The sequence below is a fragment of the Leptolyngbya sp. BL0902 genome, from assembly GCF_016403105.1.
Taxonomy (GTDB): domain Bacteria; phylum Cyanobacteriota; class Cyanobacteriia; order Phormidesmidales; family Phormidesmidaceae; genus Nodosilinea.
The window spans coordinates 953,014-977,975 of sequence record NZ_CP046155.1 but is presented as its reverse complement, the minus strand read 5'-3'; the positions used below and the strand labels follow the sequence as shown (position 1 = coordinate 977,975).

Below are 24,962 nucleotides of genomic sequence, written 5' to 3'. Positions count from 1 at the left end.
GGGGTTATGGAGGACAAGAAAACATTGCTTCTCAAGCGTGTTGTCAACATCAAAGCTGTGGTGACACCGCTGTGGAAGGAAGAAGCCCAAAAGCAACTGCAAGGTCAAATCAATCAAATTGATGGCCAACTTCAGCAGTTGGAAATGCAGGGCCAGCGGGTCGTCAGCGAACTGCAAAAGCAGGGCGAATCTGAACCCGGAAACGTTAGCATTCAGCAGCAAATTGCTGATGTGCAGAATCGTCTAAACCAGGACAAGAGCAAACTACTTCAGCAAAAGAACCAAACCCTCCAACAACTCCAGCAGGTGCAAACCCTGGAGATGGAAGTGGAAGTGGAACAGGGCAAAGTAGAAAGCTTCTTCAACGTTTCCGAAGGAGATAACCTGGTGCAAAAGCTCCAGGTCGAAATCCTGATTCGCGATGGCATCATCGAAGCCATCCGAGGCGAACTCTAGGCGTCTCCTAGATTTGCTGACAATCTGAATGAATCCTGACGACGCTGGATCAATTTTCCCAAAAACCGTAGGGGCGAGGTTTTCTCGCCCTTTCGTTTGGCTGTAGAACCACTGAATTTTTGGGATGATGGAACTCAGCTTTTCAGCCACCTAGACCATTGAAAGAAGAAAGCATTTCAGCCTCCTAATTGTGAGGTTCCATAATGGCTAGAGTCCAGCAGCTTAGTCCTCAGGCAAAACCCATTTCGGCGGCTGAGAAGCCCGTTCCATCATCTTACGGCGCACGGCTTCCTCTGCCATTTCTAGCATTTTGTCGAGGGACGTATCGGCGATGAATTTGCTGGCTTCTTCGGTGTACTTCAGGTTGGGGCAGTCATCACCCAAAATGCAGCCGTCTTTGCAATCTACCGCACAGTTAATGGCCATGGTGCTTCGTTCTCCTGCGAAATGCGACTAAATGGTAATAGCGTTATGCTGACTTAAAAAATTGTAACAACCTAACCCGTCCCCATTACCTGCCTCGCACCAATCCATTCCCACCGCTGCCATGTCGCCCCCGCTGTCACCACCCCCTCGCTGGCCTTTGTGGATCTTGGGCTTTACGCTGCTGGCCCTGCTGTGGCTGGCCTATCGCTATGGGTTGGATCCGGCGTGGCTAGCCTAGATGCGGCCAAAGGTACGGGCATCATACCTACCGACGGTGCCGCGATAGAGTATCAATATTAAAGAAGCGTAACGTCTCCCCAAGGTAGTGCTGGTATGGTTTTCAACTGGTTTCGGCGTGGTTTTGAAAAGTCCGATGCGGCCAAGGCCGAGCCCAAACCCGCCGAATCGGTGACGCCGGAACCGACCCCGGAGCAAGCCAAGGCTGAGACTCCCACCGCGCCCAAATCCTTTGCGGAAATGACCCCAGAGGAGAAACTGGCCTGGGCCAAGGCAGCGGCGCAAAATATTCAAAAACAACAGGCCGAAGCCCAAACGACGGAAGCCCCCGCTGAACCCGCCCCAGAACCCGCAGCGGTGGAACCTGAGACTGAAGCCCCGGTCGAAGCTGCCGAACCTATTAAACCTGTTGAATCCGTCGTCCCTGAAGCCGTTGAGGAACAGGTTGCTGAGGCTGTAGAATCCGTGGCGGAACCGGAACCTGCCGTTACCGCTGAAGTTGAGCCAGAAGTCGCCCCTGAAGCGGAAGCCGTCATCGAGGCATCCGTCCTTGAAGAGGCCGTCCTTGAGGCAACCGCATCAGAAGCGGTCATCGCAGAAGAATCCGGCCTTGAGAAATCCACTGCTGAAGCGCCCGAATCAGAAGGATCCGTCCAAGAAGAGGCTATTGCCGAAGAACCCGTTGCCGTCGTTGCAGACATTTCCTCTGAGGCAGGCATCCCCGTTGCGGAGTCCGTGGCTGAACCCGTGGCCGAAGTGGTCGCTGAGTCCGTGGCTGAACCCGTCGCGGAAGCCTCTGTTTCTGAACCCGTTGCCGAACCTGTGGCCGAGCCGGAACCCCAGGCCAGTGTTCCCTTTTGGGCGAGGGCCGAGGAAGAACGCTTGCAGCGGTTGGAACGATTGGAAGCCACCGCCATTGTGGAACCAGAGCCAGAGCCGGAACCCGTAGCGACGGTAGCCGAGCCAGAGCTAATTCTGCCGGACATTGATTTGGATGAAGCCTTCCTGTGGTCAGCGGAAGTGTTGGCGGCCCAGGGGCGGCGACCGGACGAGATTTCTGCCGAGGAAATCACCTGGCTGAAGCGGCTGCGGCAGGGGCTCAGCAAAACCCGCCTGAGCTTGGTGAACCAACTGAAGGCCATCGTGGGTCAGGGGCCGCTGAATGACGATGCAGTGATGGAAATTGAGGCGCTGCTGCTCCAAGCGGATGTGGGCGTGGCGGCAACGGATAAGGTGATCGAAGCCCTGCAAAACCGGATGCGAGATCAGGTGCTGCCGCCGGATCAGGCCATTGCCTACCTCAAAACCATTCTGCGCGATATGCTGGATGCCCCCCTGGGCGACTCCCACAATCTGCTGTTTGTGCCCGAAAAAGAGATCCTCAACATTTGGCTGATGACCGGGGTAAACGGGGCCGGGAAAACCACCACCATCGGCAAGTTGGCCCACGTGGCGAAAAAGTCGGGCTACAACACCCTGATCGCCGCCGCCGATACCTTCCGAGCCGCCGCCGTGGAGCAGGTGAAAGCCTGGGGTGCCCGCAGCGACGTGGAGGTGATCGCCAATCCCGGCAAGAACACTGACCCCGCCGCCGTGGTCTACGACGCCATCGCCGCCGCCAATTCTCGCCAAATTGACCTGCTGTTGGTGGATACCGCAGGCCGTCTGCAAAATAAGAAAAACCTGATGGACGAACTGGCCAAAATTCGCCGCATTGTCGATAAAAACGCCCCCGATGCCAAGATCGAAGCCCTCCTCGTCCTCGATGCCACCCTCGGCCAAAACGGGCTGCGTCAGGCGGAAGTCTTCGCCGAAGCGGCCAACCTTAGCGGTGTGGTGCTAACCAAATTGGACGGTACGGCCAAGGGCGGCGTAGCCCTCGCGGTGGTTGAACAGTTGGGTCTGCCGATCCGCTTCATCGGTGCTGGGGAAGGCATCGAAGACCTGCGCCCCTTCTCCAGCTACGAGTTTGTGGAAGCCCTGCTGAGCGGCTGATGGGCCTCGGCGCAGTCTGGACGGGAGTAGCCTGATCGGATTCCGTCACCGCTAGGACTTTTCCTGGAGGTGAGGGATCGCTGTCGGCCACGGCCTCAAACCAAAACCGTACCTCGCCACCTATACCGGATCCCAAGCAATCGGACGAAGCAGGAAGCGGCTCTGTGAGGTCGGAAATTCAGGTTTTCTGCGGCCTAAAGTGAGCTATGGTAGCTACAGAATTTATGCGGTCTGGACAAATTCATGGAATGGCATGTGAGCGACGCCCAAAGCCTGCGAGTCATTGATAGCGAAATTGGCGACCACGGCTTTTCTCCGGCAGAGTACGAGATTGTGCGTCGGGTCATCTATGCCACCGCAGATTTTGACTATGCGACCCACATCCGATTTTCCGACCAAGCGCTGCAATCGGGGGCTGCGGCCCTGGCGGCTCGTACGACCATTGTAGTGGATGTCCCGATGGTGCAGGTGGGCATCACCCCCGCCATTCAGGCTACCTTTGCCAACCCGGTCTATTGCAGCATGGATGCCCTCACCCGGCCCCAGAAAGGCAAAAGCCAAGCCGCCTGGGGCATTGAAACCCTCGCCCTGCGCTACCCAGAGGCCATCTTTGTGGTGGGCGATTCTGAGGTAGCCCTAGCCACCCTGGTAGACCTCATAGAGAACCAAAAAGTCCGTCCGGCCCTGGTGGTGGGCACGCCCTCCGGCTTTTTAGACATCGTGGCGCTGAAGGATCGACTACAGGATACGATGATTCCCCACGTTCGCATTGATGGCCGCAAGGGCAGTGCGGTGGTTGCTGCGGCCATTGTCAATGGCTTAGTTGACCTGGCATGGCAAGCCTACGGCCAAGATCCAAAATCCGTCAGCTAACCCTTCTGCGAGGTTAATCAGCGGTTGATTGAGGTGATCAATGGATTGAGGTGATCAGTGGATTGAGGTGATGAGTTGATCTGTAATCGGGGGTGCCCATGTCCTGTCAGTTGTGTCAGCGTCCGGTTTCTGACCTCACGGAACATCATCTCATTCCTCGCCAATACACCAAGCGACGCAAGCTTGACCCTGGCCCCACGGTACAGATCTGTCGGCCCTGCCACAAACACATCCACACGCTCTTTTCTAACCACACCCTCGCCCAAGACCTCAATACCCTCGACAAACTCCAGGCCCACCCCCAGATGCAATCCTTTCTGACCTGGATTCGTAAGCAGCGCCCCGATAAGCACGTCCGCAGCTACCGCTAGCCGATTAGCGGCCATCAAAGCTATCGAGGAACCAGGCTACAGGCTGTCGAGGGGCTGGGGAGGACTGGAGGGGACGATAGTGGGCGGGGCTTGCCATTCGCGCAGACGGAGTTGAGCCTGGGCATAGGCTTCGGTTTGGGGAGGGATAGCAGAGACAATCTCGATGGCACGGGCCGGGTTGAGACGGACTTCGCTTTCGGCCATGCGCAGCAGGTCAAGGCTCCAACGATTGAGGACGCGCAGGGCTTCAGATCGCTGGAGGCTGCTTTCGGGCACCTGCTGAGCGGCCTGGATGGCGCTGACCAAGCTAGTGACACTGCCCTGCTGCGCCAGTTGGTAAGCCTGCTGAAGTTGCTGCTGTCCCTGAATTTGCCTACGCCAGAGGGCGATATCCCCCTGGGCTTGATCGTAGAGGGCACGGCCTCGACCAATGCGAGAGGCCACGGCAATGGCGTCCTGGAATTGGCCAGCGGTGGCGAGCTGCTGAGCCTGGGCCAAGGTCGGGCTGTCTTCGCCCCGCTCGAGGTCGCTGCGCCAGCCTCGAATCAGATCTTGGGCCTCGCTGTGCAGGGCACGGCCATCCCCCACACGACGGGCGGTGGTGATCGCAGCATTCAGGTCGCCGTTGCGGGCAAACTGCCGCGCTTCGTCGAGGATAGGCCGATCTTCCGTGGTCTCCACCTGCCCCCGCCAACGATCAATCTGGCTGCTGGCCTCGTTCCACACCGGGTTAGATCGAGAAATCTGCTCGGCCTCAGCGATGGCGGCTCGGAGATCGGCGGTGGTGCCCGCCATGGCCAGTTGTTCGGCCCAGGCGAGTTGGGTGCGGCCTTCCACTTCGGCTCGCCACTGCCCCATCAGACGCTGGGCCAAGCCATAGCGGGGACGGCTGCTGTCAATGCTTTGAAGACGAGTGATCGCGCCCTCTAGCCCCGTAATGCCGCCCTGCCAAGAGAGCTGGCTGGCCTCCAGGATGACCCGCAGGTCGGTCACATCGCCGACTAAATTGGCCTCGGAGGGCACCGCCGACAGGATTTGCTGGGTAGCGGTAGCATCCCGTCTTTCTAGCGCACCTTCGGCCATTTCGATCAGAATTTGGCCAAATTCACCCAAAACCTTCTGGGCTTCACCGTGGATGGGGCTTTCCGCCGGAATTTTGCGGGCGATGTCAATGGCTTCCTTGAGCGCGTCGAGGGTGCGCTGGTTAGCTAAGCGCTTGGCTTCCCCCAGTTGGTTGAGGTGATCACGGGAGGCGGTAATTTTGGCCGTCAGTTCGTCGTACTTCACCGTTCTCCAGTAGGTATTCCGCACCTGGAGCAACTGGGTAGCCTGGGTGAAGGCTTCCTGGAATTTTAGGTTTTCTAGCTCGGCCTCGGCGGCGGTGTAGATGGCTTCGGCCTCCTGCCAAATTTGGTTCCAGCCGTTTACCCGTTCCCCCACCACCTGGGCGGCGGCGGTGTGGTTAGGAATCCGTCGCGCCATGGCGATGGCCTCCTGGATCTGCCCGTCTTGGAAGGCGCGTTCCGCCAAATCCAAGATTCGGTCGGCCCAGGTTTCAATGCGCTGGCTAATTTCGCCGCGTAGGGGATGATCCGGTGGCAGAGCTTCAATCAGGGCAATGGCCTCCAGGTAGCCTTCTACGGTGCCCTGTTCGGCAAAGGCTTCGGCACATTGCAGGCGGGTGCTGGCGGAGGCCGTGGGCCAAAAAATAGCCCGACAGTTGGGCAGGTTGGGGATGCGGAACAGGGCCACCGCCGAAGCCACGCCCAGCCCCATCACCGCTGCCAGGGCACCCATCGTCCACAGGGGCCAGCTTTGGGCAACCCGCTGACCCAAGGAACGCTTGGGCTTGGCTGCCACGGGCCAGGGCAATTCCGTGGGCGCAACCGACCGCTGCCGCAGATCGCTGAGGGGGTCGTAGCGTTCGGTCTGGGGACGGGCAGGAGTCTTATAGGGCGGCACCGGGTGCGGCTGGGGAACCCAATCCTCTGGCCCCGGATCAGGCTCTTCGTAAACATATCGATCTGACGGGCCTCGGTTTCGAGCCATACCCCATTCCTGCCTATGCGCGTGGGTGCCTTGCCTCAAAGTAGCAGAGAAGTTTCGAGCTACCCAAGTAAGTCGGGTCAAAAATCTGCCCTAGTATACCGATGTCTTTCAAAAACGCAAGGGGCCAGACGGGCGGGGTTGCCTAGGGAGCCCCAGTCGGTAATCCATAGGCCACGATCAACCCATGCCTAGGCCACCTACCCTAAGGATTCGCCTGTGATGTCTTCGCCTGCGATACCAAGTTAACGAAATTAGACAGCATGGTGAGCCCAGCGGGGGCTGATTTTTCGGGGTGGTACTGCATGGCCATGATGTTGTCTTTGGCGATGGCCGCAGTGACGGTTTGCTGGCCGTGGGTGGTGGTGGCGGCAATCACGGCGGGATCCGTCGGATCCGCATAGTAGGAATGGACGAAATACACCCAGTCTCCGGTGTGAATGCCTTGCCAGAGGGGCATTTCCGGCTGGGTGAGGGTGAGCTGGTTCCAGCCCATGTGGGGAATGGTGATGTCTGGTTCTTTTTGGAACTTTTTGATGTGGCCAGGAATCAGCCCCAGTCCAGCTTCGGTGCCTTCGTCGCTGTAGTCAAACAGCAGTTGCAAACCCAGGCAGATTCCCAGGAAGGGCTTACCGCTGGCGATGGCGTCTTGGATTGGCCCCACCAAATCCCGCGACCGGAGGTGCTGCATGGCTGGGTCAAAGGCTCCATCTCCGGGCAATACCAGGGCATCGGCGGCGGCTAGGTCGGCGGCGCGGTCGGTGATGTGGGGTGTTGCTCCGGCAATGGCCAAGCCCTTACAGGCCGAGTGCAGATTCCCCATGTCGTAATCAATTACCGCAATCGTCGCCACGGGCACCTCCAGGTCAGGGTCATGTTTTATCCTACCCGGTTCGTCGCCTGCCACCGAGATAAATTACCCCTCACCCGCTGAAGGCCCCACCCCACCACGGCCCAGATCACCACTCATACCAATCGCCCACGCCGCTGGCCCAGCCCCCCAAGGATGGCCATCTAGGTTCAGATCCCCTCCTGCTAGATCACAGCGGGTTCCAGCATCCGAATTTCCCCTCGGTTGGCGTCGATGGCCACCTGTCCACCCAGGGGCAGCGTCCACATCGGCTCCACATGGCCAATCCAGGCTCCACTCCAGGCGGGAATGCCGAGGGGTTGAATGTGATCGCGCAGAATTTCCGAGAGGGTGAGGGCTCCAAACCCTTCCCCCGGCCCGCAGGAACGGCACTGCCCAAAGATAAACCCGGCCAAGCCGTCTAGGGCTCCAGCCAGTTTTAATTGGGTGATCATCCGGTCTACCCGGTGGGGTCGCTCGCCAATGTCCTCCAAAAACAAAATCGCCCCCCGCAGGTCGGGCAGGTAGGGGGAACCCACCAGGCCTGACAACACCGACAAATTGCCGCCCAAAAGCCGTCCAGTAGCCCGACCGGGGGTGATGGTGTCAATGCGGCCCTGGTCGCGCATGATGCGGTCTTGGTCGGCCCCCAGCAGGGGATTGGTAAAGGTCAGGGTTTCGCCTTGGACGACCACGCGCCGCAGAAAGTCCACCTGGTCGCTGCGCCACGCCGTCACCCCGTGGGGGCCGTGGAAGGTAATCAGTCCGGTTTTGGCGTAGATTCCCAGCAGCAGGGCGGTGATGTCGCTGAAGCCGATGATCACCTTGGGGTTGGCCCGAATTTGGTCGTAGTCGAGGTAGGGCAAGATGCGGGCGCTGCCCCAGTCTCCCCGCACGGGCAGCAGGGCATCCACGCTGGGGTCGGCAAAGAGGGCGTTGACATCGGCGGCGCGGACGGCATCGGGGCCAGCCAAATAGCCGTAGCGTTCGAGGACGTGGGGAGCCAGCTTGGGTCGCCAGCCCATCGCCGTCACGGCATCTACCACCAAATCCAGGCGATCCCGCTCGAAGGTGGCCCCGGCTGGGCTGCAAATGCCAACGGTGGCCCCCGGCCTGAGCCGAGGTGGACGCTGAACCGTCACCGAGGGTTGAGCCATGCCTGATCCCCCTGCGCCCAGGCCCACCAGGCCCACCGCCGCCATTCCTCCCCCCATCAGCAACCGACGACGACGCATCAATCCCCAGCCTCCTAGCCCAGATTCACTGTGCTAAGCCTACCCCAACCCCTCAGAGATAGCCCATGGGGTTAACGGGGTTGCCGTTTTGGCGCACCTCAAAGTGCAGGTGCGGCCCGGTGGATAGGCCCGTAGACCCGATGGCCGCGATGGATTGCCCCTGCTGCACCGCCTGCCCTTCTCGCACAAACAGGCGGCTGGCATGGGCATAGAGGGTGGTGAGACCGCCGCCGTGGTCAATGATCACCGCCTGTCCATAGCCGCCATACCAGCCCGCAAAAATCACCTGGCCAGAGTCGGCGGCATAGATAGCGGTGCCCTGGGGGCCAGCAAAGTCTACCCCGCCGTGGAAGCGGCTGTAGCCCAGGATGGGGTGAACCCGGTTGCCAAACCCGCTAGAAATACGGGCATTGGCCGGAAACACAAACCGCCCCGTGCCCCGCACTGCCCCCGACTGGGCCGCCAGCCTTTGGCGAATCAGGTTGGCAATCTGCTCAGAATCCCGGACAAGCTGGGCCTCCGCCGCCTCCAGGGCCGACCGCTGATCTCGGAGGCGGGTAATCAGTTGTTTCTCTTCGTCGGCTTCGGCTTCGTACTGTTGTTTTTGGGAGAGTAACTGCTGTCGCAGCAGGGCCACTTGGTTTTTCTGGTCTTCTACCGCCGCTTTTTGCTGCTGAATCGCGTCTGCTTTCACCTTCAAATCTTGGAGCACCTGCCGATCCGCCGCATAGACCCGCTTGAGCTGATACTGGCGGTCTAAAAATTCGTTGAAGTCTTGGCTTTGCAGCAGCACCGCCCAGCCCTCGCTGCCCTGTTGGCGCTGGAGAAACTGAAGCCGCGCCACGGTGGCCATTCGCACATTTTCGTAGTCGGTTTCCGCCTGCCGCAGGTTGGCCTCTAGCCGCTGCAACTCCTGTTCCGCCTGGGCGAGGCGAAATTCGGTCTCGGTAATTTGGTTGGCGGTGTAGAGAATGTTGCGCTCTAGGGTGTCGAGGTTGGCCTCCGAGGCATTCTGACGGCCCTCCAGTTCGTTCTGCTGCTCTTGAAGCTGCTGGCGCTGTTGCTCTAGGGTTTGCCGCCGCTGCTCCAATTCCTGCACCGACTGGGCCACCAGGCCAGCGGAATTACCCGTGCCTCTGAGCCCCATCTGAGCCATCGCCGGACTCCAGTTGCCTAGCCCCAACCAAATGACGACCCAGGCCAACCCCAGCCCCCAGCCCAGCCGTACCCAGGAGAAGAAACGGCCCTGTTTACCCCGTTGTCGCAGCCTTGGTTTCACGGTCGCGGTGTCCCTCTAGAACGGTGTATGGATTGCCCCTAGCGAACGAAATCCTGAATCAATTCACCCCATTCATCCGATTCATCACTCTTGCCCCGATCAGGGATCCTAGGGCTACTATGCCAAAGGCAAAAATTGCGGCCCCAGCCAGTCGATTTAACCAGATCAGCCGGGAAGGGGTGAGGTAAGGGCTAAAAAACGTAACGCCCCAGCTTAGGCACAGCCACCACAGGGCCGACCCCAAAAACACCCCCAAGACCAAGGCCAGCGCCCCCCAGGGGCCTTGGCCAGGAGCCACCAGTCCCAGCCCCGCAAAAATCGCAAAAAACGACAGAATAGTAGCAGGGTTTGTCAGGGTTAGCACAAAGGTAGACCCGTAGGCCGCTAGCAGCCCTCGTCCGGTGAGTAGGGCGGGTTCTGTGGCGGGGGCAGATCGCGCCGTGGCCCAGCCTAGGTAGACTAAAAACAGCCCGCCCACAAGCTGAAGCACCCACGCCTGATCGATCAGCCGATCCGACACCGCCGTGAGCCCAAACCCCGCCAGCCCCCCGTAGAGGCCGTCCGCCGTAGCTGCTCCCAGGCCCGTCGCCAGCCCCATCCAGCGCCCCTGGGCCAGCGACCGCCGAATACACAGCAGCCCAATCGGCCCCACCGGAGCGGCAATGGCCAAGCCCATGCCCATGCCCTTCAGCACCACCATCCAGCCCGTCATCCTTGCCCTACCTCCGATTCACCGCTCACATTTTACGCCCAGCCATTTACCCTCAATGGTGAATGGATCCACAGCCTCCACCCCCGATTTCCCCTCTGCAACCCCGATTCCCCATGCACCTGCTGCTCATCCACGGCCTCGCCCGTACCTCCCTCTCGTTAGCCCTATTAGACCAACGACTGCGCCATGCCGGACACCACACCGAACCCTTTAGCTACGTTGCCTTTGCCGAAGACTTTGACGCCATTGCCCAACGGCTACACCAGCGGATCCAAGCCCTAGCCCACCAAGGCCCCTACGGCATTGTGGGCCACTCCCTCGGCGGGGTGCTCACCCGTGCCGCCCTGGGAATGGGGCCAGTGCCCACCCTGCCGCACCAGGTAGTGATGCTGGGCACCCCCAACCAACCCCCTCGGTTGGCCCCCCTGGCCTGGAATCTATGGCCCTTTCAGTGGTTGACCGGGCAGTGCGGGCGCAACCTCACCTGTCAGCGGTTTTATGCCCAGTTGCCGCCCTTGCCAAGCCCCTACACCATCATCGCCGGGACGGGTGGCCCCACTGGCCCCCTCAGCCCCTTTGGGGAGGAGATCAACGATGGGGTCGTGGCCCTTACCGAAACCTATATCACGCCCCAAGACAAAGTCCTACAGGTGCCTGTCTGGCACACCTTCATGATGAACCATCCCCAGGTGCAGGCCCTGGTGCTGCAAGCCCTAGCCTAGATGCCGAGGTTGGGGGTATCGCAGGCCGCGCCGTCTAAGGTTTTGATGGTGCCGAGGAGGGTTTCGATGCGAACGCATTGACGGGCTGAGGATCCATCGCTAACGATATCCACCACAAAGGGAACGTTGCCGACGGGAATACCCTGGTGATTGAAGCTAATTTGCGTGATGGTGGTGTTGCGGCTGCCATCGGGGTTAAAGCTGAAGGGCGTTACCCGGATATTGCTGGGGTTGCTATCGCCGCCCAGGGGTTGGGAAACGCCATTTAGCCGCAGCAGAGGCCGACCATTTTCGTTAACCACCGCCACGGTCATGGTTTGTCGGCGTTGTTGGGCATCCTGCTGGGCCGAGCGCAGGGTTTGAACCAAATCGCTGCGGATGGCCCCCACCCGCTGACGGTTGAGGTAGCCCAACCAGCCCGGAGCAGCAATTCCGGCTAGCACCGCCACAATGATCACAACCACCAGTAATTCTAGGAGGGTAAACCCCGATTGAGATCGCTGACGGGCGGTTAGGCGATAGAGAGCAGTCAGAGCGGGTTTCATGGTTCAACCGGATAGACAGGACGACGAAGGAAGCAGGCTATGGACGCGGGAGACCCAAGCTATTGGGGAACAATGCCAGGTTGCTTGTTCAACACCCCACGAATCAACACCTCAGCCTCTAGGACGGGCAAGCGCCCCGCCTCGTTAAAGGTATTGACTAGGCCGGGACGCCCTTGGGTGGCGTTGCCCTGCAAAAAGATTCGCATGGTTTGGTTGACGCCAGCCCCTTCCCCCAGGTCGCCAGCGGCACCTGAATTGACACAGGCCGCAAAGCCCCGTGCATTGGTCGCTGGGGTGGTCGTTCCCCCCGTTCCACAGGCGGGGGCTGGGGAGATCACGTCTAGGCTAACGTAGTCTGTCAGGACGGCGATATCGGCGGCGGGGGCTCCAACATTGCCCGCATCACAGGGCTGAGCCGCAATCCGGCCTGGGGGAGCGCTCCAGGTGGCAAAGGAGTTACACACCGTAGGGTCAGAATAGCCTCGGCGCTGGGTGAGGGTGGCGATATCGGCGGTGCCGTATTTAGGCAGGGAATAGCGCAGGATACGCGAGGGGCCACCCCAAAGCTCGTTGGGCTGGTTGGGCCGCTGGAAGTATAGCACCAGGGTATAAAAGCTCTGGCGTAGTTTGAGGGTGTTGCACTCATTGATCTGGTTGCCCGTAAACGCCGTCGAGCACACCCGATTCCACAGGTTACTATCCGCAGGCACCGGATCTAGCCGCCAAAAGGCCATAATCGGCGTAGATCCCGCTAGGGCCGCTGGGGCCGTCACCACCCCCGCCGCATTTACCGTAATTCCCAGTTCGTCTAGCAGGGTATCGGTGCCGACCGTGGTGCCCACGGTAGGTTCTACAATAGCGGCGGGGTTAGGGTAGACAAACACCGCCTCCCGCACATCGCTGGTGATGTAGTTGATGGCCCGCTGCATATCCTGCTGGGTTTGGGTCAGCACCTCCTCGCGGCGGTTGGCCTGCATCAGCTCCACCACCAAAAACAGCAGACTGCCCATAATCAGGGAGCCAATGATCATGGCTACCAGCAGTTCAATCAGCGTAAAGCCGCGCTGGCTGGTGTGGTTGGCCCGCAGCAGCCAGCGAAAGAAAGGGAGGGAGGAGGGAGAAGTAGCCATAGCGCTAGGCCAGGTAACGGCAGGAATTGGGCGAGTTGAACAAGGTGGGCGCATGGGGCAGGCAGGGCTTACCCCAGCGGCGGGGCTACAGCCACCCTAGGGCGGACAACCCGGCGGGCGCGTCACATTCACGCCCGTGGTGGATTGGGAATAGCGCAGGAGATCGCAGAGAGAGTCTCCCCGTTCGGAAACCGAGACGGTGGTGTAGAAGGCGGTGATGGGGCGTCGTAGCCGCTGCCCCTGCCCCGCAGAAATGCCCAGGGAGATGGGCTCTCGCTCTAGGTTGCCGCCTGTGCCATTGGCCACGGCATTATAGTCGTAGACCCGCACCCCCACGGCAAAGGCCACGGGTTCGCCATTCACCACCAGCCCACGGGTGCGGTAGGTTTGTACCACAAAGTCGGGGGTGCCGTCGTTGTTAACGTCAAACTGGCGGGTTTGGGTGGGGTTGGTGGTCGCGGGCAGGGCCGGGCCATTGCGGTTGACGATGTTGTTGAGCCCTACGGCAGCCCCCACCTGAGCCGCTGGGTCGTTATCCAGCACATTGTTAGCCGCCACAGGCACCTCCGTAACTCCCCGAAACGCGGAGTCGGCGGTCAAGGCTGGCAACGGGGTCGGCGGCACTAACTGCCCCCGTTCTGCCAGGGTTCTGATGCGGTCGATTTCTGATTGCCCCAGGGCCATGGCCTGTTCGGCCTTTTGGCTTTGTACCCGTGTGGCCACCGACAGCACCAGGGCTGGAGTAATGGCGCTAGCCACCAGCGCCACCATCACAATGGCCACCAAACACTCAATCAGGGTGAGGCCCGCATGGTTGGCCAGGGGAAGGCCCCTAGCCAGACGGGAGCCGCGATCCCTAAGGACAGATGGGGGGAGGAACCGGGTGGGTTTCATGGGCCGTAGGGTCTCCAGAGGGATGCAGGAACAGGGCGCTAGGCCGGACAGTTAGCGGTGGCTCGCATCGCCTCGGGGAGGACGAAGGCATTGCCAGCCCTAGCACAGCGCAGGTTTTGGACGTAGGGATCATCGGACGGTAGCTCGCGATAGTACTCACTACGGGGGGCACCGATGGTAACAAACCGTCGGGCGGCGGGGGCAGGCGGCACATACAGCAGCCCCACATCATAGCCCCAGCGCCGTTGAGGGGCGTTGTAGTAGCCAATGACCTCATTGGCTACAGGATCCACACCAGGTTCCCAAACGTCTTGGTCGAAGGGGGCGGTGGCGGCGGTGGAGAAGTTGAGCTGGATAAAGGAACCCAAGATACTCAGGCTGCGGCCATTCCAGTTTTCGATAAACCGGGGATAGTTGTGCAAACCACCATAGCTTTGGTTCGGTCGTTTGGGGGTGATGCCGCTCACAAACACCGCATTAACAAAGGTATTAGCCGCCGCCTGGGTGTTGCGCCGCCGAGTGCCGTCGGCGGTCGTAAACTCCATCCATCCGCTGGTGGCGTTGTTGTTGTTGTAGACATCAAAGAACGGACGAGGGGGATCCCCAGCGTCGGCCCCAGGCAGGTAGTAGGTACCACTGCGGTCAATGTAGAGGGGACGGCTATTGGCTCGAACCTCGTTGGTCAATGTCCCAGGGGCTTCGTTCCGCTGATAGCGAATTAGCGCATCTGCGGCTAGGTTGGCTGCAAACCGAGGTCGGTTTTGGTTCATGTAGGAGGAATTGGCCCCCCCTTCGGCAGTGGGTTCGGCGTTGAGGAAGGCATCTTCTACTTCGCCGTCGCGGAAGGTTCTCGACAGGATGGAAACCGAGTCGGAGAGAATTTCTACCGGACGCCAGCGATCTACGGCTAGGTTGGCAAAGGAGGCGATGTTGAGGGTGGTGCGCCCGTTGTAGAAGCGGGTGCGGAAGTTGGCGGCGTCTTGATCCAGCAGCGTTTGGGTAAATTCCTCCACGAGGCCGTTGGGCACCCCGGCGGCGTTTTGGCCTCCGGTGGTGCTGTGGGGGTTGAAGTTGCCCTGAATGTAGACCGCATCGTCGGTGACGAAGGTCATCCCCACCCGGCGGGCAAAGTTGGGGCCGCTAAAGTCGGCGGGGTTGCCGCTGGCGGTTCTCAGCCGGAAGCCGTAGGGCCGACGCTCAGGGTCGGGGGCAAAGTCGATGGGCTTGAGGCTAATGCCCTGGGGTGTGAGGGGTGGATCTTGGTTATTGGCCAAGACAGGCTCGGAGGGATTCGTCACCCGCATCCGACAGTTGGCCTCGGTTTCAATCCGCAGACGGCGGGGTACCACCGCTGTGATGCCCGTACAATCTGTGGCACCCGGTTGCCGGGGGCGGACAATTTCGTCCTCCCGCACCGAGTCTTCCCGGAAGGCGTAGACAGCCCCCTCTGCTTGGCGACCATCCCGGTCGGCGGAAAGCCAGAAGTCGGCGGTTCCAGTGACAGTGCCCCTCACGGGCTGGGTGGTGAGAGCATCGAGGTCGATGTCTAGCACGCGGGTGTTGATTTGTTCTCGGCCATTGAAGATGCCCTTCTCAAGGAACGGAACCTGCAACACCAGTGTCCCAGTGTTGATCTTAAAGGCCGAAGCTTGATCGTCTAGGTTGTCTACGGTTAAGGCCCCTGTGGTGGTAGCCACTGGAAGCTGCCAGTTCGGCAAGTTGCTTTCCAGTCGGGGCACAGCGGAGATAGCAGTGAAGCCCCGATCACCAGTGCCCACAACTCGGAAGGTATTGGCCCCCATGAGGCTGGGCAGACCGCGACCACCATTCGTCGTGGCAGCAATATAGTTGTCGTTGTAGGCGGTCATACGGTCGATCCATCGGGGATCACCGGGATGGGTACGAGTACCGCCCGGTTGCTCAATCGGCCCCGTGCCAACTAGGCCATGGTTTTCAAGGGGGAACAGATAGAACAGCGATGGGAAACGTACAGCTTCCCTTTCTTGATCAGGATTTGGGCTACAGGCCACTAGGGTAAGCGCCACTTGGTCATCCTTGCCGCCAGTCCCCTTAGCAATGGTCTCAGAGAATAGGTTGGGGCTACAGCCGAGTTGGAAGGGATATTCAAGGTTGCTGATCGGAATGTACTCCTGCGTCATGCCACTGTCCTTATCCCAGCGGACATTGTTGCCTGTGGTCAGATCCTGTCTATCCAGCCGATACCGTTCAGGCGTAAGTCCCTCCCTAAAGCCCAAGGCCCGATCTCGCATGGTGTCGCGCACGGCATCAATCCGCGTGCCATAGGACAGAATGAGGTCAATTTGTTGAGGAGTGGCAGGGGTCAGTTCATCCAGCATAATGAGCCAATCTTGCCGGGTAAACTGGGCAAAGAACTCCGCCGCATCACAGTCGGGTTGGAAGCCTGGCCCATCAGTTCCGGGTGGGCATACGCTGGGGATTGGCTGGCCGTTGGGCCTCGTTGCGGGGGTTCCATCCAGATTAAGAGGTGGATTCAGCACCGTACCGGGGTTGGGGTCAATCCATGTATTCACCAAAGATACCGCCGGGGTCTGGAGCGGCCCCGCCGCCGGAAAGACGCCGTCCCACCGGGTTCCGGGTGGATAGGTAGTTGGAGTCACACCGGGGATCGGACGGCCAGGTTTGTAGCTCCCTTCGTTGGCCAAGCGACGGAATAGGGCCAGCATTTTCCCACCTTGGTCAGCGCCAGTTTCGATGAAGCCCAGCATGCTCCGCATCCCATTCCTCAACTGCGTGGAAATATTCTGGAAGTTGAGGTTGCTAGGGAGTGGCGTGCCGAGTTCGCTATCCAGGATGGCGTAAGCACTACCTAGGTTGTAGGCGAGCAGGCTAATGGTGCAGGCTGCTGTATGCAGGGTGGTTTTGTCGGCGGGGCTGAGGCCGTCGTAGCGGGCGGTGCTGTAGGTTCCTGCCGAGTCGATGTTCAGCAGAATCCGGCGCAGGGGCGAAAAATCTCCCCACATGCTTTGGTAGGGGAAGGGGTGGACAAAATCATCCTGGAAGGCCGAGAAGGAGGGTGCCCCACCGCTGGGGTCTCCGGCAAAGTTGGCCAGGTTGCGCAGGGCAATACCCAGGGGGCGGTTGGGGGCAATCTCGGTGGCAAACTTGCCCTCGGTGTCAAAGCTGGTAGGCCACGCCACTTCCCATCCATTGGTGCCCACACCATTGAAAAAGTCTAGGCGAGTAAGGGTAGTGGGTGTGCCGTCGGCACGCTGGAACCTGCTAAAGGTGCGGCTATTAAGGATAGATTGGCGGGTGCCGGGATGGGCGGTGGCGGCCACGCAGGCTACCGGGAATGCGCCTGGGGCATCTGCAGTAGCGGCAGCTGCGCCGTTTTTCTGGTAGTGGTAGACCACCATGCCCTGCACCGCCGCCAGGTTATCCATCAAGGATCGGCGCTGCATATATTCGTGGTTGCCGCCAAAGCGAGCATTCGCTACCGGACGGGCCGTGGCCGGATAGAGGGGATCGCCCTCGTTGGGAACTCCGGCGGGGGGTCTGTTCCACTCTTGGTTATTGCCCAGTTCCAGCCGTTGGCCCACCACCAGGCGCAGCCCGGTACGCATGGCCTGCCGTTCCCAAAAGCCGTCTAAACCAATGGAGGGATCGGTCAAGCTGTTGGTACCAGGCTCTGTAATGGCATCCCCAATGCGGCGACCAGCCGTATTAGAAACGTCAAAGGCGGGGGTGCGGGCATCGTAGCGGGGTTTTGGCCCCCAGCGGTTGTCGGCGCGGAAAAAGTCATCCACAAAGGGGCGGGCCACCAGGGCATTGACGGTACGGCCACCGCCCAACACGCCAAAGATGTTGGCATCGGTATCCCATCCGGCCCGCCGCTGCCAAGAATCCCTCCGCATGTGCTCCATGCGGTCGCGGGTGTAGAGGGCCATGGGGTTAGCCGAAATATCCGAAGGCCGACCATTCTGTACCGAGTGGTTGGCGTTGGTGAGGGTATCTCCGGTGCGGGGCGGGTTGCCGAGGCTGGTGAAGACGTGGATGGTGGGGTTATCGCCCGCCGGGTAGGTGTCGTTAACGGCGTTGCCCTTCACCACTTGGCCCTGGAACCCGGTGGTGTCGTCTTGGCCCACCGTAATTTCCGAAGCTTCTTGGCTATACACGCAGGAATTGTGGGAGCTCACCATATGCAGGTGAACCAGATTCCGGTTCACAAACAGGCTGCTGTCGGTGTGCATGGCCCCGTTCCAGTTAAAGTCGGCCCCAGGGAAGAGGTCGAGGTCGTAGCGGAACCAGGCCCCCCACTTACTGGCGGTAGACGCCTGACGAGACTGCTGAAATTCTAGGGTTTCAAAGGTTTGGCCAGGGCCACCGTTGGCATTGGCCACAAAGGCGGTAACTTGGAAATTCTTTTGCAGAGTCGAAGAGTTGCCCTGGGCCACGGGTTGCCAGCCTGCTTGGGCTCTGGCGTTGGGGCAGTTGGGGATAGCTTCGGCAGCCGCAAGGGGGCCAGTGCGGGTAATCAGGGCGTTGGCCTTGGCCCGGTTCACGGGCATCATCACGTTCAGGTTGGCGGTGGCGTAGGGCCGCGCTAGGCGGGTTTCGGTGGCGGCGGGGGCGTTGCGTTCGGTGGCCACCACTTCATCATCCACCAGAATGGAATAGACAATGGTGCGCCCTTGAGACTGGAAGCTCCAGGCGTTGTCTAGGAGACCGTCGTTGTTGATATCTACCCGGGTTTCATCGGCCAGGGTATAGGGGTCTACCGGACGGTTTGCCCCTGTGCCCGTGCCCACACCTCCCGTCAGGGGCTCCACCTGCCCGGTAAAGCCCGAAATTTCTTGGTTCCCCAGCCGGGTAGACATCATGTCGTAGAGGAAGTCGCTGCTGGGTAGGTCGCCCGGAAAGCGGGGGTCGTTGCGAAATAGAAACTCGATCTTCGCCTTGGCGCGGTCAATGGCGGGGGTGGCGGCGTTGGCAATCACCTGCTGTTCGCGCTGCACAATGGCCTGCTCGCTGCGGGTGAAGGTGCGGTAGGTGAGGGCGGTGGCGGTGAGCACCACCATCAGCACCAGCAGTACCGTCGTTGGCAGCACAAACCCGGCCTGGGCCATGCGCCTCGGTCGGGTGCTCAGCAGCGTCAGCCGCAATAAATCTTGAATAAACCGCTTCAGGACAGTTCTCGGAAACTGCCAAATTTTCCTAAGCAGGTGAAGATGCATAGTTCTTAAAACCGCTTCGCCAAACGACAAAACCAGAGACTCGGCTGGACTAGAGACCCTACAGGGAAATCATCGATGGCCAGACCGGGCGGCACATTAGAGTGACCCCTAGCCAAGGGCCACACCACCACAGACCATGGAAACCGATACCGGGCTAACCTTGCTGAACCTATGTTCCGAACGGGCGTGTGCTGCCGGGGTGATGCAAACCCCATCCCCTTTCGTCAAGGGGAGAACTATCTAGGAACAGGCAAGGCCTATTCCTAAAATACCCAGATATTGTAGCGGAGCGATCAGGGGTTGGCCTGGGTTCACAATTAGCATCAATCTGGGGGGAGGGCATCCTTTTATTGAAGCTCGAATCGAGCCTGCGTAAATTCCCGGAGCCGTTGTGGCCTGGGCCTTTTGGCCCTAGGATCAACGCAGCTAAACCATTCCGAAACCATCTCGTTCACACACACCTCTAGGTTCTATCTTAGTGAGAACTTCACAGTCAGAGTTGCGTATTTTTTCGAGATTTTACAAACTTTGGGCAAATGAATAGGCGTTCTTCCCGGTCTAGCCCTGGGGAGATCACCCTCCAGCCCGACGCCTACCCTGGCCCCGTCGCCTGCGGTGTTGCCTTCCGTTGCCGTCATCGTTTTCCGTTATCAGAACGATTACGGTTTCCGTCGTGGACGATCTCGCCAAGGCGGACGATCCACATTAAGATACTCAAAGATATCCCCCAAATAGCCGCTGATCCTTGGTTTGACCTATGTCAATTATTGAAACTAAGACCGAACCCATGGTGATCAACATGGGGCCGCACCATCCTTCCATGCACGGGGTGCTGCGCCTGATTGTCACCCTGGATGGCGAAGATGTGATCGACTGCGAACCTGTCATCGGCTACCTGCACCGAGGCATGGAGAAAATCGCCGAAAGCCGCACGAACGTGATGTTTGTGCCCTACGTGTCTCGCTGGGACTATGCGGCGGGGATGTTTAACGAAGCCATTACCGTCAACGCCCCGGAACGGCTGGCCAACATCGAAGTGCCCAAGCGGGCCAGCTACATCCGCGTGATCATGCTGGAGCTAAACCGCATTGCTAACCACCTGCTCTGGCTTGGCCCCTTCTTGGCGGATGTGGGTGCCCAAACCCCCTTCTTCTACATCTTCCGCGAACGGGAGATGATCTACGACCTGTGGGAAGCGGCCACGGGGATGCGCCTGATCAACAACAACTATTTTCGTATCGGTGGGGTCGCTGCCGATCTGCCCTACGGCTGGATCGACAAGTGCCTAGACTTTTGCGACTACTTTTTGCCCAAGGTAGACGAGTACGAAAAGCTGATCACCAACAACCCCATCTTCCGCCGCCGCATCGAGGGCATCGGCACCATCACGCGGGATGAAGCCATTGCCTGGGGGCTGTCTGGCCCCATGCTGCGCGGTTCCGGCGTCAAGTGGGATCTGCGCAAGGTAGACCACTACGAATGCTACGACGAACTGGATTGGGATATCCACTACGAAACTGCTGGCGACTGCATGGCCCGCTACCAGGTGCGGATTCGGGAAATGCGCGAATCGGTGAAAATCATTCGCCAAGCCTGCAAGCAAATCCCCGGTGGCCCCTTCGAGAACCTCGAAGCCAAGCGCATGGCTGAAGGCCCCAAGTCGGAATGGAACGGCTTTGATTACCAGTTCATCGGCAAGAAAATTGCCCCCACCTTCAAAATCCCCGCTGGGGAACACTACGTCCGCCTAGAAAGCGGCAAGGGCGAACTGGGCGTGTTCATCATGGGTGACGACAACGTTTTCCCCTGGCGGTTCAAAATCCGCGCCGCCGACTTCAACAACCTGCAAATTCTGCCCCACCTGCTGAAGGGCGTCAAAGTCGCCGACATCATGGCTATCCTCGGCAGCATCGACATCATCATGGGGTCGGTGGATCGGTAGACCCTCACCCTAAATCCCTCTCCCGATGGGAGAGGGCCTTTGAAAACTTCCGGCCCCCCTCTCCTTTTCTGGCCCCCCTCTCCCACGTTGGGAGAGGGGCTGGGGGTGAGGGCTCCGGGGGCTGGGGGTAAGGGCTCCGGTGGATCAGTAGAACCTCACCCTAAATCCCTCTCCTAGGAAGGAGAGGGCCTTTAAAAACTTCCGGCCCCCCTCTCCTTTTCTGGCCCCCCTCTCCCACGTTGGGAGAGGGGCTGGGGGTGAGGGCTCCGGGGGCTGAATTGCTAGGGGCATCACGCTGGGCTAGGCACCTCGCGGAGACAGCGCATTTTGGAAACCATTTACCAAGTTGGAGGCAGTCTCGCCGCCGATGCCTCGGTCTATGTGGTGCGGCAGGCGGATCGGGAACTGTACGAAGCCCTAGATCGGGGTGAGTTTTGCTACGTCTTCAACGCCCGCCAGATGGGGAAATCTAGCCTGCGGGTGCGGATGCAGCGGCGGCTAGAGCACCAGGGTCATCGCTGCATCTATTTGGATATGACCCAACTGGGCAGCGAGCAAGTGACCCACGACCAATGGTATCGGGGGGTGATGCTGGAGCTGGTAGCTAGGCTGCAAATGCTGAGCACCATTGACCTCAAGGCCCACTGGCAAGATTGGGCCGATCAGCCCCCAGTCCAGCAGTTGCGGCTGCTGATGGATGACCTTTTGGCCCACCTCCCCAATACCCGGCTGTTTATCCTGCTGGATGAGGTAGACAGCGTGCTGGGGCTGGATTTTCCAGTCAATGACTTTTTTGCTTTCATTCGGGCTTGTCACGAGCAACGACCGACCCAGCCCGCCTACCACCGCGTGACCTGGGTGCTGTTTGGGGTAGCCACTCCGTCGGATTTGATTCAAGACCCCCAGCGCACTCCCTTCAACATTGGCCGCTCCATTGACATGGAGGATTTCAGCCTGGATGAGGCTGAGCCGCTGATGGTGGGCTTTCAGCACCAAGTGGATCACCCCACGGCCCTCCTCAAAGCCATCTTCGACTGGACGGGGGGCCAGCCCTTCCTGACGCAAAAACTCTGTCGGTTGGTGGCCCAACTGAGTCATTCTGCCGCCAGGGAGGATCTCAGCCTGCCGCCAGGAACGGAAGCTACCTGGGTAGAAACCCTGGTGCAGGAATATGTGCTGGGCAACTGGGAAAGCCAGGACATTCCCGAACACCTGCGGACGATTCGCAACCGTCTGCTGTACAACGAACAGCGTGCGCCCCGGTTGCTGAGCCTCTATCAACGGGTGATTAGCCCAGGGACTTCGGTACCCGTGGACGGTAGCCCGGAGCAAACGGAACTGCTGCTGTCGGGCCTGGTGACGAAGCGCCAGGGTCAATTGGTAGCCAAGAACCGGATTTATCAAGCCGTCTTTTCCTTAGATTGGATTCAGACTCAACTGGATCACCTGCGGCCCTATTCCCAAGCCCTAAATGCCTGGGCGGCCTCTGGGGGAGATAGCGCCTGGTTGCTGCGGGGGCAGGCGCTTCAGGAAATGTTGCGGTGGTCGCAAAGCCAAAGCCTCAGCGATTTGGACTATCGCTTTTTGGCGGCTAGCCAGGATCTCGACCGCCAGGAAACCATCTCCGCCATGGAAACCGCCCGCCTACAGGAGATGGAGGGACGGCTGGCGGCAGAGTATCAGCGCAACCAAGAGCAGCAGCGCAGTTTGCAACGGCAGCGGGGGCTGCTGGCGGGCATGGGGTTGGCTATGGTGACGGCTATTAGTCTGGGGCTGGTGGCCTGGGGTCAGTATCGACAGGCATCCCTCAACGAAGCCCAGTCCATCATTCGGACGGCGGAGGCTCTGTTTGCCTCCAACCAGGACTTTGATGCCCTGATTGAAGCAATTCGGGGTCAGCGACGGCTCGAACGCTGGCATCGGGTGCCCCCGGCCTTGAAGGAACAGGCCAGGGCTATCCTAGAACGAGTGATCCTCACCATTCACCAGATCAACCGTCTCGATGGTCATCAAGCCACCGTTCTGGCGGTAGACTTCAGCCCCGATGGCACTCGTCTGGCTTCGGCGGGGGTAGATCGGGTCATTCATCTGTGGGGCCGAGATGGTTCCCGGATCAACACCCTCGCGGGGCACCAGTCCACCATTCGCGCCCTGCGCTTCAGCCCCGATGGCCAGTGGTTGGCCTCCTCCGGCGAAGATGGATCGGTCAACCTGTGGAGCCGTGATGGGGATCTACTCCAAACCTTGACCACGGAGATTTCGGGAATTTGGGGGATGGCCTTTAGCCCCGATAGTCAAACGATCTTGGTTGCAGGATCCGCTAATCATGTGGATCGATGGCGAGTGGATGGGACACCGTTGGAGGCCATTGATACGGGGGGAGTACCATCGAGGGTGCGCTCCTTAGCCCATAGCCCGGTGGAGGACGCGATTGCCCTAGGGGGAAATGACGGCAGTATTACCCTATGGACGGCCCAGGGGGAATGTCTTCTCACCTTGCAGCATGGCCAAGAACCTGTTCAAGGACTGGCCTTTAGCCCCGATGGCAATCTGATTGTTAGCGGTAGCATCAATAAAAGTATTCGCATCTGGAGCCGTGGGGGCCAACTGCTGAAGGAAATTCGGCACCATGAAGCCTCTGTGGAAGACTTTGCCTTTAGCCCTGACGGCCAAACCTTCGCCTCTGCCAGTAGCGATAAAACCCTTGCGCTTTGGAGCCGCGAAGGCCATCTTCTGCAAACCTACCAAGGCCATCGCACCATTGTCTGGGGGGTGGCCTTCAGTCCCGATGGTCAGATCATTGCCTCGGCGGGGGCCGACAACACGGTGCGGATTTGGCAGCCCCGCAATACCTTCCAGACCAGTCTCAAGTCATTACCTGCGGGCCACTACCTTAAAGCGTTGTATGCCGACAATGGCCAAACGCTGATGGCAGCCCTGACTGGGGCAGGCATCGTACGCATATCCGCCACCGCCTTAACCTATGACATTCTGGACAGCCAGCAGGTGACCACCACCAACCTGGCCCTCTATCCCGCAGGAACTGAACTGCTTTCCGCTGGAGAAAATGGCACTCTCAAGGTTTGGGCTCGAACTGGACAACTTCAGCAATCGATTTCCCAGCCCGGTGGCCCCATCCTAGGGGTGGCGTGGCATCCCCAGGGGCAGGAGATCGTGGCTACCACCACCAACGGCATCCTGCGGCGATGGAGTATCCAGGGCAATTTGCTCCAAACCTGGAACGCCCATACGGCCCCCGCCTGGGATGTGGCCTACCATCCCCAAGCCACGCAGATCGCCTCGGCGGGGAATGATGGCCTAGTAAAAGTGTGGCAACCGGATGGAACCCTGCTCCACACCCTCCGTCACGAGTTCGCCGCTTGGCGAGTCGCCTATAGCCCTGATGGATCGCTGATTATTTCCGGCAGCGGCGACAACACGGCCAAGCTTTGGCGCAGTGAAGATGGATCCCTGGTAGCCACGCTCGATGGCCACGAGGCAGCGGTGTGGGGGGTGGCCTTTAGTCCTCAGGGGAATCTAGTGGCCACCAGTAGTGTAGATGAAACGGTGCGACTCTGGGATTTGGAAGGTCGTGCCCTAACCACCCTCAAGGGGCATACCTCTGGAGTGCGGGCAGTGGCCTTTCGCCCCGATGGCCAGGTGCTCACCTCCATCAGCGACGATGGTAGCCTGGTGCATTGGAACCTCGATGAAATTCTGACCCTAGATCCCCTCACCGTCGCCTGTGCCTGGGTGAACGATTATTTACGCACCAACCCCCAGGTGCCCCAGGCCGACCGCGATCTCTGCCCCTAGTATCGTCTCACCCCCAAGGCTTAGAGACATCACTTCAAGGAGAGGTTAAGGTGTTTATGTCAAGTTCTTTAACACCATGACATCCTAGGTCATCAATCGGGGTGTTCTAAATAAAGTGGGCTAGCCATGCCTTCAGGAGAAACAACGCCAGGTCATCCCTGGTCTATGACCTTGAGCCCCTAGCCTGCTCCTAGCCTGTCCCTCCAGCCTGTTTGTG

Annotated in this window: 17 protein-coding genes; 7 read left to right on the top strand and 10 right to left on the bottom strand. The window is 59.7% G+C overall.

Features of this window, described 5'->3' with window-relative positions; all coding sequences use genetic code 11:
- Positions 1–24 precede the first annotated feature (24 nt).
- Complete coding sequence (locus GFS31_RS04445) at positions 25–456, top strand: YlqD family protein (RefSeq protein WP_410503855.1); 432 nt, start codon at positions 25–27, stop codon at positions 454–456.
- 222 nt (positions 457–678) lie between these two features.
- Here GFS31_RS04445 and GFS31_RS04440 read toward each other — a convergent pair whose 3' ends face one another.
- Positions 679–882, bottom strand: coding sequence for a hypothetical protein (locus tag GFS31_RS04440; RefSeq protein ID WP_198807054.1), 204 nt, complete (start codon positions 880–882; stop codon positions 679–681).
- A 333-nt stretch (positions 883–1,215) separates the two neighbouring features.
- Here GFS31_RS04440 and ftsY point away from each other — a divergent pair, with 333 nt between their 5' ends.
- The 3 genes from ftsY to GFS31_RS04425 all read left to right on the top strand — a co-directional run bounded on the left by ftsY (position 1,216) and on the right by GFS31_RS04425 (position 4,358).
- Complete coding sequence (gene ftsY / locus GFS31_RS04435) at positions 1,216–3,114, top strand: signal recognition particle-docking protein FtsY (protein ID WP_198807053.1); 1,899 nt, start codon at positions 1,216–1,218, stop codon at positions 3,112–3,114.
- A 243-nt stretch (positions 3,115–3,357) separates the two neighbouring features.
- Positions 3,358–3,987 (top strand): precorrin-8X methylmutase, encoded by a 630-nt coding sequence (locus GFS31_RS04430; protein ID WP_198807052.1) that lies wholly within the window; start codon positions 3,358–3,360, stop codon positions 3,985–3,987.
- A 98-nt stretch (positions 3,988–4,085) separates the two neighbouring features.
- Positions 4,086–4,358, top strand: a complete 273-nt coding sequence (locus tag GFS31_RS04425) for an HNH endonuclease (protein ID WP_198807051.1) — start codon at positions 4,086–4,088, stop codon at positions 4,356–4,358.
- Positions 4,359–4,394: 36 nt separating this feature from the next.
- On the opposite strand, the gene GFS31_RS04420 is transcribed toward GFS31_RS04425, so the two are convergent.
- From GFS31_RS04420 to GFS31_RS04400, 5 genes are all read right to left on the bottom strand, one after another.
- Positions 4,395–6,407 (bottom strand): hypothetical protein, encoded by a 2,013-nt coding sequence (locus GFS31_RS04420; protein ID WP_198807050.1) that lies wholly within the window; start codon positions 6,405–6,407, stop codon positions 4,395–4,397.
- A gap of 202 nt (positions 6,408–6,609) precedes the next feature.
- Positions 6,610–7,257, bottom strand: coding sequence for an imidazole glycerol phosphate synthase subunit HisH (hisH, locus tag GFS31_RS04415; protein WP_198807049.1), 648 nt, complete (start codon positions 7,255–7,257; stop codon positions 6,610–6,612).
- A 182-nt stretch (positions 7,258–7,439) separates the two neighbouring features.
- Positions 7,440–8,489, bottom strand: coding sequence for an LD-carboxypeptidase (locus GFS31_RS04410; RefSeq protein ID WP_198807048.1), 1,050 nt, complete (start codon positions 8,487–8,489; stop codon positions 7,440–7,442).
- A gap of 52 nt (positions 8,490–8,541) precedes the next feature.
- Positions 8,542–9,768 carry a murein hydrolase activator EnvC family protein gene (locus GFS31_RS04405; protein ID WP_225907561.1) on the bottom strand — a complete coding sequence of 409 codons (1,227 nt, stop codon included), beginning with the start codon at positions 9,766–9,768 and terminating at the stop codon, positions 8,542–8,544.
- Between the two features lie 58 nt (positions 9,769–9,826).
- The gene (locus GFS31_RS04400) at positions 9,827–10,480 is read right to left on the bottom strand and encodes a LysE/ArgO family amino acid transporter (RefSeq protein WP_225907560.1); all 654 of its coding nucleotides are present in this window, start codon (positions 10,478–10,480) and stop codon (positions 9,827–9,829) included.
- A gap of 62 nt (positions 10,481–10,542) precedes the next feature.
- Between GFS31_RS04400 and GFS31_RS04395 the strand changes: the two genes are divergently transcribed.
- Entirely contained in the window at positions 10,543–11,202 is a 660-nt protein-coding gene (locus tag GFS31_RS04395) for an esterase/lipase family protein (RefSeq protein WP_263974900.1), read from the top strand.
- Here the strand turns inward: GFS31_RS04395 and GFS31_RS04390 are convergent.
- From GFS31_RS04390 to hpsA, 4 genes are all read right to left on the bottom strand, one after another.
- On the bottom strand, positions 11,199–11,747 hold the full coding sequence (locus tag GFS31_RS04390; protein ID WP_198807047.1) for a GspH/FimT family pseudopilin: 549 nt from the start codon (positions 11,745–11,747) through the stop codon (positions 11,199–11,201). The two genes, GFS31_RS04395 and GFS31_RS04390, sit on opposite strands and share 4 nt — an antisense overlap.
- A gap of 59 nt (positions 11,748–11,806) precedes the next feature.
- On the bottom strand, positions 11,807–12,877 hold the full coding sequence (locus GFS31_RS04385) for a type II secretion system protein J (protein ID WP_198807046.1): 1,071 nt from the start codon (positions 12,875–12,877) through the stop codon (positions 11,807–11,809).
- A 96-nt stretch (positions 12,878–12,973) separates the two neighbouring features.
- Positions 12,974–13,771, bottom strand: a complete 798-nt coding sequence (locus GFS31_RS04380; protein WP_198807045.1) for a prepilin-type N-terminal cleavage/methylation domain-containing protein — start codon at positions 13,769–13,771, stop codon at positions 12,974–12,976.
- Positions 13,772–13,809: 38 nt separating this feature from the next.
- Complete coding sequence (hpsA, locus tag GFS31_RS04375) at positions 13,810–18,987, bottom strand: hormogonium polysaccharide biosynthesis protein HpsA (RefSeq protein ID WP_198807044.1); 5,178 nt, start codon at positions 18,985–18,987, stop codon at positions 13,810–13,812.
- Between the two features lie 757 nt (positions 18,988–19,744).
- On the opposite strand from hpsA, the gene GFS31_RS04370 reads away from it, so the two are divergent.
- Positions 19,745–20,929, top strand: a complete 1,185-nt coding sequence (locus tag GFS31_RS04370; RefSeq protein WP_198807043.1) for an NAD(P)H-quinone oxidoreductase subunit H — start codon at positions 19,745–19,747, stop codon at positions 20,927–20,929.
- Positions 20,930–21,256: 327 nt separating this feature from the next.
- Complete coding sequence (locus tag GFS31_RS04365) at positions 21,257–24,745, top strand: AAA-like domain-containing protein (protein ID WP_198807042.1); 3,489 nt, start codon at positions 21,257–21,259, stop codon at positions 24,743–24,745.
- Positions 24,746–24,962 lie beyond the last annotated feature (217 nt).